At 72.4% G+C, this 9,251-nt stretch carries 3 protein-coding genes; all 3 read left to right on the top strand.

Annotated elements, in window-relative coordinates:
• The first annotated feature begins 236 nt into the window (after nt 1-236).
• From E2C05_RS07180 to glgB, 3 genes are read left to right on the top strand one after another with little or no spacing between them, the layout of a single operon-like run.
• Complete coding sequence (locus E2C05_RS07180; RefSeq protein ID WP_133218932.1) at nt 237-3,662, top strand: alpha-1,4-glucan--maltose-1-phosphate maltosyltransferase; 3,426 nt, start codon at nt 237-239, stop codon at nt 3,660-3,662.
• The gene (gene treS / locus E2C05_RS07185) at nt 3,662-7,015 is read left to right on the top strand and encodes a maltose alpha-D-glucosyltransferase (protein ID WP_240046624.1); all 3,354 of its coding nucleotides are present in this window, start codon (nt 3,662-3,664) and stop codon (nt 7,013-7,015) included. The genes E2C05_RS07180 and treS overlap by 1 nt, the downstream gene beginning before the upstream one ends.
• Nucleotides 7,012-9,168: a 1,4-alpha-glucan branching protein GlgB gene (gene glgB / locus E2C05_RS07190; protein WP_133218933.1), complete on the top strand. Its 2,157-nt coding sequence runs from the start codon at nt 7,012-7,014 to the stop codon at nt 9,166-9,168. The genes treS and glgB overlap by 4 nt, the downstream gene beginning before the upstream one ends.
• Nucleotides 9,169-9,251 lie beyond the last annotated feature (83 nt).

A 9,251-nucleotide genomic window follows, 5' to 3' on the forward strand; every position in this document is an offset into this window, starting at 1 on the left:
GGCGGTCCGGGGTGATGGCCGCGCGACCCTGCCGCCCCCTGCCGGTCCGCGCCGCCGGGCCGGCGCCCGGGGACGTGGTGCGGCGCCCGAAGCTGGGTCGCCTTTACGACGCTCACCGGCGGATCCGAACCACCGGCACGGGCAGGTCGAAGCGGCCGCGCAACCGCTCGCGCAGCGGTGATGCCGCCGATCCCGCCCGCCGGCGTTTCGCGGCGGGCATGGATACGGGGGATTTCATGGCGTCTCGTCGCGGCAGCAAGCCGAAGGCCACGGCGCGGGCCGAGGCACAACCGGTCGTTGCCGAGGCGCCGCCGCAGGCAATCCGCGCAGCAGGGCTGGCGGCACCGGCCGACGCTGCGGCGCCGCCCGCCCCGGCCGCCGATCCGCGGCCGCCGGCGCCGCGCATCTACCTGCTGCACCCGCTGCTGGTGGGGCCGCTGCCCGCCTGGGATGCCGCCTTCGCCCGCATCGCCGGCCTCGGCTTCGACACCGCCCTGCTGGCGCCGGTCTTCGCGCCGGGGCCGAGCGGCAACCTCTACCACCTGGCCGATCCGGACGCGCCGCACCCGATCCTGGATGCGCCGGGCGATGCCACCGCCGCCCTGGCCGACCTGGCCGGGAAGGCGCGCGCCGCCGGCCTCGCGCTGCATCTCGACATCGTCCTCGACCGCGTCGCGGCGGATGGCGCGCTGCGCGCCACCCATCCCGGCTGGTTCGAGGCGCCGGGCGGCGACCCGCTGACCGATCCCCGCCTGGGCCCGGCCGAGCGCGGCACCGCCCGCGCCCGCTGGGATGACCCGCAGGTCGCCGCGGCGCTGGCCGCCTGGTGGGAGGACCGGCTGCGCCGCTTCGCCGCGGCCGGCGTGACGGGCTTCCGCTGCGACGCGCCGACCCGGGTGCCGCCCGCGGTGTGGCGCCGGCTGACCGCGGCGGTGCCGGAGGCCCGGTTCCTCGCCTGGACCGCCGGCGTGCCGGCGCCGGAGATCCCGCAGCTTGCCGGCTGCGGCTTCGCCGCGGTGTTCGACAGCCTGGGCTGGTGGGACCTGGAAGGGTCCTGGCTGGCCGAGGAGGCGGCGCGCCTTGCCGCCATCGCCCCGGTGATCTCCACGGTGGAGCCGCCCTTCGGCCCGCGCCTGGCCGCCCGGGATGCCGAGCCCTGGACCGCCGAGCGCGCGGCGCAGCGGCAGTTGCGGCTGGCCGCCGGCATCGGCGCCGGCATCCTGGTGCCCATGGGCTTCGAATACGGCGCCCGGCGGCCGCTGGACCCGGCGCGCGACCGGCCGGGCGACTGGGACTGGATCCGCGCCCATGGCGGCTTCGACCTGACCGGCGGGCTGAAGGCGGCCAATGACGCGCTGGCGGGGCGGCGGCTGGGCGCGGGCGAGTTGCGCCCGCTGTCCGGCTTCGGCGCGCCCGTCACCGCGCTGCTTCGCGCCGACGCGGCCGATGCCCGGCAGGCGAAGGCGGCGACCCTGGTGCTGGCCAACCCCGACCTGCGCAGCGGCGCCGGCGTGGCCCTGGCGACCCTGCTGCCGGGCACCGGCGGCGTCTTCACCCGCTTCCGCCCGCTCTCCCCCGAGACCGGGGACGCGCTGCAGCCCGGCTCCGCCATCCAGCTCGCGCCCGGCGAGGTGCGGCTGTTCGAGGCCGACATGGCCCGGCCGGTGCTGGTGGAGGTCGCGGTGCCCGGCGACGGCGCCGCGCCGCCGCTGGCCGGCGCCCTGGCCGCGGCGGCGGAGCCGCGCATCGGCATCGAGGCGCTGGCGCCCGCGGTGGACGAGGGCCGCTTCCCGGTGAAGCGCGTGGTCGGCGAGGTGGTCGAGGTCACCTGCGACCTGATCTGCGACGGCCACGAGAAGCTGGGCGCCGCCCTGCTCTGGCGCGCGGCGGATGCGGCCGACTGGACCGAGGTCCGCATGACGCCGCTGGGCAATGACCGCTGGATGGCGCGCTTCCCGCTGGAGCGCATGGGGCGGCATGTCTATGCCGTGGAGGCCTGGCGCGACGCCTTCGCCACCTATCGCGACGAGCTGGAGAAGAAGCACGCGGCCAATGTTCCGATCGGCCTGGAGCTGGAGGAAGGCCGCATCCTGGTGACGAAGGCCGGCGAGCGGGCCGGCGGCGCCCTCTCGTCGCTCGCGGAGCGGCTGCAGGGCGCGCGTGACGAGGAGAGGCTGACCATCCTGCTGGCGCCGGAGACGGCGACGCTGATGGCGCGCGCCGATGACCGCCCCTTCCGCATCCGCAGCCCGGAGATCCCGCTGGAGGCGGAGCGCACCGGCGCCGGCTTCGCCAGCTGGTACGAGCTGTTCCCGCGCAGCCAGAGCGGCGACGCCACGCGGCACGGGACCTTCGACGACGTCATCCGCCGCCTGCCGCATATCCGGGCGATGGGCTTCGACGTGCTGTATTTCCCGCCGATCCATCCGATCGGCCGGGCCTTCCGCAAGGGCCGCAACAACACGCTGACGCCGGGGCCGGACGATCCGGGCAGCCCCTATGCCATCGGGTCGGAGGATGGCGGGCATGACGCCATCCATCCGCAGCTCGGCACGCTGGAGGATTTCCGGCGCCTGGTTGCGGCGGCGCGGGAGCATGGGCTGGAGCTGGCGCTGGACTTCGCGGTGCAGTGCAGCCCGGACCATCCCTGGCTGAAGCAGCACCCGGGCTGGTTCGACTGGCGGCCCGACGGCAGCATCAAATACGCCGAGAACCCGCCGAAGAAGTACCAGGACATCGTCAACGTCGACTTCTACAAGGAAGAGGCGGTGCCCTCGCTCTGGGTCGCGCTGCGCGACGTGGTGCGGTTCTGGGTGGACCAGGGCGTGCGGCTGTTCCGGGTGGACAACCCGCACACCAAGCCCTTCCCCTTCTGGGAATGGCTGATCGCCGATATCCGGGGCCGCACGCCCGACGCCGTCTTCCTCGCGGAAGCCTTCACCCGCCCGAAGGTGATGTACCGGCTGGCGAAGATCGGCTTCGGCCAGTCCTACACCTACTTCACCTGGCGGAACCGCAAGCCGGAGATCCAGGCCTATCTGGAGGAGCTGGCGACGACCGCGCCGCGCGACTTCTTCCGCCCGCATTTCTTCGTCAACACGCCGGACATCAACCCGCCCTTCCTGCAGACCGGCGGGCGCGCGGGGCACCTGATCCGCGCCGCGCTGGCGACGACGCTGTCCGGCCTCTGGGGCATGTACCAGGGCTTCGAGCTGTGCGAGGCGACGCCGCTGCCCGGCCGCGAGGAATACCTCGACTCGGAGAAGTACGAGATCCGCGTCTGGCCGGACCGGCGGCCGGGCGACATCGTCGACGAGATCACCCGGCTGAACCTGATCCGCCGCGCCAATCCGGCGCTGCAGACGCATCTCGGCATCGCCTTCCACAACGCCTTCAACGACCAGGTGCTGTGGTACCGCAAGGCGACGCCGGATCGCGGGAATGTCGTGTTGTGCGCCGTGTCGCTGGACCCGCATACCCCGCAGGAGGCAACGGTCGAGTTGCCGCTGTGGGAATGGGGCCTGCCGGACTCGGCGGCGCTGGAGGCGGAGGACCTGATGACGGGGCGGCGATTCACCTGGCGCGGCAAGATCCAGCGGCTGCGGCTGGATCCGGGCGGGCTGCCCTTCGGCCTGTGGCGCGTGCGGCCGGAGGGCGCGTGATGGCCCGCGACGACGACATGCGCAAGGATGGCGAGGCCGGCATGCTGCGCGACCCCGATGCCACGGCGTTGCCGCATCCCTCCCGCCGGGCGGCGCAGAAGCACGGCGTGCCGCCGCGCGACCCGCTGTGGTACCGCGACGCCGTGATCTACCAGCTGCACGTGAAGTCCTTCTTCGATGCCAATGACGACGGCATCGGCGACTTCGCCGGGCTGCTGCAGAAGCTGGACTACATCGCCGACCTGGGCGTCGACACGCTGTGGCTGCTACCCTTCTATCCCAGCCCGCTGCGCGACGACGGCTACGACATCGCCGACTACCGCGGGGTCAATCCCAGCTACGGGTCGCTGCAGGATGCCCGCCGCTTCGTGCGGGAAGCGCATGCGCGCGGCCTGAAGGTGATCACGGAACTCGTCATCAACCACACCAGCGACCAGCACCCCTGGTTCCAGAAGGCGCGCAGCGCCCCGCCCGGCTCGGCCGCCCGCGACTACTATGTCTGGTCGCACACCGACCAGACCTACCAGGGCACCCGCATCATCTTCCTCGACACCGAGAAGTCGAATTGGACCTGGGACGAGCAGGCCAAGGCGTATTTCTGGCATCGCTTCTACAGCCACCAGCCGGACCTGAATTTCGAGAACCCCCGGGTGCTGACGGAAGTGCTGAACGTCATGCGCTTCTGGCTCGACATCGGGATCGACGGCCTGCGCCTCGACGCCGTGCCCTACCTGCGGGAGCGGGAGGGGACGAACAACGAGAACCTGCCGGAGACGCATGAGGTCTTGAAGCTGATCCGCGGCAAGCTGGACCAGGGCTACCAGGGCCGCATGCTGCTGGCCGAGGCCAATCAGTGGCCGGAGGACACGCAGCAGTATTTCGGCGGCGGCGACGAATGCCACATGGCCTTCCACTTCCCGCTGATGCCCCGCATGTACATGGGCATCGCGCAGGAGGACCGCTTCCCGATCACCGACATCCTGCGGCAGACGCCGGACATCCCGGAAGGCTGCCAATGGGCGATCTTCCTGCGCAACCACGACGAGCTGACGCTCGAGATGGTGACCGACCGGGAGCGCGACTATCTCTGGAACACCTATGCCGCCGACAAGCGGGCGCGGATCAACCTCGGCATCCGCCGCCGCCTGGCGCCGCTGCTGGAACGCGACCGCCGCCGCATCGAGCTGATGAACGGCCTGCTGCTGTCCATGCCCGGCACGCCGGTGATCTACTACGGCGACGAGATCGGCATGGGCGACAACATCTTCCTGCGCGACCGCGACGGCGTGCGCACGCCCATGCAGTGGTCGCCGGACCGCAATGGCGGCTTTTCCAAGGCCGATCCCGCCGCGCTGGTGCTGCCGCCGCTGCAGGATGCGATGTACGGCTACCAGGCCGTGAACGTGGAGACGCAGTCGCGCGACCCGCATTCGCTGCTGAATTGGATGCGCCGCATGCTGGCGGTGCGCAAGCGCAGCAAGGCCTTCGGCCGCGGCTCCATGCGCCTGCTCTACCCGGCCAACCGCAAGGTGCTGGCCTATATCCGCGGGCATGAGGGCGACGACATCCTCTGCGTCTTCAACCTCTCCCGCTCGGCGCAGGCGGTGGAACTCGACCTGTCGCAATTCGCCGGCAAGGTGCCGGTGGAGATGCTGGGCGGCACCAGCTTCCCGCCGATCGGCCAGCTGCCCTACCTGCTGACGCTGCCGCCCTACGGCTTCTACTGGTTCGTGCTGGCGACCGAGAAGGCGCTGCCGCCCTGGCATTCGCCGAGCCCGGAGCCGCTGCCGGACCTGCGCACCCTTGTCCTGAAGGCCGACGTGAAAGAACTCCTCGGCGCCGCCGTCCGCGGCGATCTCGAACAGAACGTCCTGCCGGAATACCTGCCGAAGCGCCGCTGGTTCGCGGCGAAGGGGGACCGGCTGGAGGGCGTGCGCATCGGCGCCATCGCCGCCCTGCCGGATGCCCAGGGCGCGGTGGTGATGGCGGAGGTGGAGGCGCGGCTGCCCGGCCGCACCGAACGCTACGCCCTGCCGCTGGCCGGCGTGGAGGAGACGGAGGGCGTCGGCCCGCTGGCTTCGCAGCTCGCCTTGTCCCGCCTGCGGCAGGGCCGGCGCGTCGGCTACCTGACCGACGCCTTCGCCGATGACCGCATGCCGCCCGCGGTGCTGCGGGCGCTGCGCGAGGGCACGGCGCTGGCGAGCGAGGAGGGCGAGATCCGCTTCCTCGCCACCTCCCGCCTCGGCGAGGTCGCGCTGCCGGACAAGCCGGAGATCCGCCGGCTCTCGGCCGAGCAGTCCAACTCCTCCCTCATCTACGGGGAGCAGGTGGTCCTGAAGATCATCCGCCGCATCAACCCCGGCATCCACCCGGAAGCCGAGGTGACGCGCTACCTGACCGAGGCCGGCTTCGGCAATACCGCGCCGCTGCTGGGCGAGGTGGTGCGCATCGCCGCCGACGGCACGCCGCACACGCTGATGCTGGCGCAGGGTTTCGTCCGAAACCAGGGCGATGGCTGGGGCTGGACGCAGGACTGGCTGCACCGCGCGGTGGACGAGGCGGCCCTGACCGACACGCCGCCCGAGGACCCCTTCGCCGGGTACCTGGCCTTCGCCGCGGCGCTCGGCCAGCGGCTGGCCGAGCTCCATGCCGTGCTGGCGCGGCCGACCGGCAACCGGGACTTCGCGCCGGAACGGGCGACGGAGCCGGACCGCGCCGGCTGGGCGCGCGGCGCGCTGGAGCAGCTGGAGCCCGCCCTCGCCCTGCTGCAGGGCCGCGACCTGCCGGCCGATGCGGCCGAGAGCGCGCAGCGCCTGCTCGGCCGCGCGGAGGCGCTGCGCGAGGCCGTCCATCGCCTGGCGCAATCGGCCGAGGGCGCGCTGAAGACCCGCGTGCACGGCGATTTCCACCTGGGCCAGGTGCTGGTGGCGCAGGGCGATGCGGTGATCGTCGATTTCGAGGGTGAGCCGGCCCGCAGCCTGGAGGAGCGCCGGGCCAAGGGCAGCCCGCTGCGCGACGTCGCCGGCCTGCTGCGCAGCTTCGACTATGCCGCGCATGTCGCCGCCTCCACCGAGGCCTCGGGCGCCTCCGCCGCCGCGCCGACCGAGCGCCGCGCCGCGCTGATCGCCCGCTGGCAGCAGGAGAGCGAACGCGCCTTCCTCGAGGCCTACCGGAAGGTCGAGGAGGCGGCCGAGAACCCCTGGGTCCCGGCCGAGGCCACCCCCGCCTTGCTCGACCTGTTCCTGGTCGAGAAGGCGGCCTATGAAATCCGCTACGAGGCGGCGAACCGCCCGGCCTGGATCGGCGTGCCGCTCCGGGGCCTGGCGGCGCTGGCGGAGCGGATCACGGCATGAACCAGGCTTTCGACGCGCTGGCGGCGGGTCGCCACGGCGACCCGTTCTCCCTGCTCGGCCCGCATGGCGAGGAGGTCTGCACCTTCCAGCCCGGCGCCCGCGGCGTCACCGTGCTGGCCCGCGACGGCGGGGAGGAGCTGGGCCGGCTCGAGCGCGTGCATCCCGCCGGCATCTTCGCCGGCCGCGTCGCGCGGCAGGTGCCCTACCGGCTGCGGGTGGACTGGCCCGGCCTGCCGCAGGAGACGGAGGATCCCTACAGCTTCGGCCTGCTGCTCGGGCCGCTCGACATGCACCTCTTCGCAGAGGGACGGCATTTCGAGCTGGCCCGGGTCTTCGGCGCGCAGGCGATGACGATCGACGGCGTTCCCGGCGTGCGCTTCGCCCTCTGGGCGCCGAATGCGCAGCGCGCCTCCGTCGTCGGCGACTTCAACGGCTGGGACGGCCGCCGCCATCCCATGCGGCTGCGGCGCGAAGCCGGGGTGTGGGAGCTGTTCATCCCCCGCCTGCAGCCCGGCGCCACCTACAAGTACGAGCTGATCGGCGCCGATGGCGGCGTGCTGCCGCTGAAGGCCGACCCCCTCGCGCAGATGACCGAGGTGCCGCCGGCCACCGCGTCGCGCGTCATGGACCCGGCGCCCTTCGCCTGGTCCGACGCGGCCTGGATGGCGCGGCGCGGCGCGGCGCAGGCGCCGGATGCGCCGATCTCGGTCTACGAGGTGCATGCCGGCAGCTGGTGGCGCGACGCCGAGGGCAAATCGCCCGACTGGCACCGCCTGGCCGACCGGCTGATCCCCTATGTGCAGGGCATGGGCTTCACGCATGTGGAGTTCATGCCGGTGATGGAGCACCCCTTCGGCGGGTCCTGGGGCTACCAGCCGCTGTCGATGTTCGCGCCCAGCGCCCGCTTCGGCTCGCCCAGCGGCTTCGCGCATTTCGTCGACCGTGCGCATGCCGCCGGCATCGGCGTGATCCTGGACTGGGTGCCGGCGCATTTCCCGACCGATGCGCATGGGCTCTACCGCTTCGACGGCACCGCGCTCTACGAGCATGCCGACCCGCGGGAAGGGTTCCACCGCGACTGGAACACCGCCATCTACAATTTCGGCCGCAACGAGGTGCGCGGCTTCCTCCTCGCCAGCGCCATCCACTGGCTGGAGCACTACCATGTGGACGGGCTGCGGGTGGATGCGGTGGCGTCCATGCTCTACCGCGACTATTCCCGCCCGGCCGGCGAATGGATCCCCAACCGCTTCGGCGGGCGGGAGAACCTGGAGGCGGTGGCCTTCATCCAGGAACTGAACGCGGTGGTCGCCGAACGCTGCCCCGGCGCGGTGATGATCGCCGAGGAAAGCACCGCCTGGCCCGGCGTGACGCGCCCCACCAGCCAGGGCGGCCTGGGCTTCCACTACAAGTGGAACATGGGCTGGATGCACGACACGTTGCACTACATCGAGGAGGACCCGGTCCACCGGCAGTTCCACCACGACCAGATGACCTTCGGCCTGGTCTATGCCTGGAGCGAGAGGTTCGTCCTGCCCCTCAGCCATGACGAGGTGGTCTACGGCAAGGGCTCGCTCTACGGGAAGATGCCCGGCGATGCCTGGCAGAAATTCGCCAACCTGCGCGCCTATCTCGCCTTCATGTGGACCCATCCCGGCAAGAAGCTGATCTTCATGGGCGGCGAGATCGCCCAGCCCGCCGAGTGGAACCACGATGCCAGCATCGACTGGCCGTTGCTGGACGATGCGCGGCACCGCGGCATCCAGCGCCTGCTGCACGACCTGAACGCCGCCTATCGCGGCCTTCCCGCGCTGCACCGGCGGGATGCCGAGCCGGAGGGCTGGCACTGGGTCATCGGCGACGACCGGGCGCAGAGCGTCTTCGCCTGGCTGCGGCTGGGGGCGGAGGGCGACCCGCCGGCGCTGGTGGTGCTGAACATGACGCCGGTGCCGCGGCATGGCTACCGCATCGGCGTGCCGCGCGGCGGCACCTGGCAGGAGATGCTGAACACCGACGGCGCCGCCTATGGCGGCAGCAACAGCGGCAATGGCGGCTGGATCCAGGCGGAGGCGGTGCCGGCCCATGGCTGCTCCGAGAGCCTGAGCCTGTTCCTGCCGCCGCTCGCCGCCCTCATCCTGACGCCGCAGGGATAGGGGCATGCCGCCGGGCAGGTGCCGGGTCGCGCGGCGCGGCGGGGTGGCGGGTGCAGCCGGTGGGGGCGACGCCGCGGGCGGCG

The sequence above is a fragment of the Paracraurococcus ruber genome, from assembly GCF_004353985.1.
Taxonomy (GTDB): Bacteria; Pseudomonadota; Alphaproteobacteria; order Acetobacterales; family Acetobacteraceae; genus Paracraurococcus; species Paracraurococcus ruber.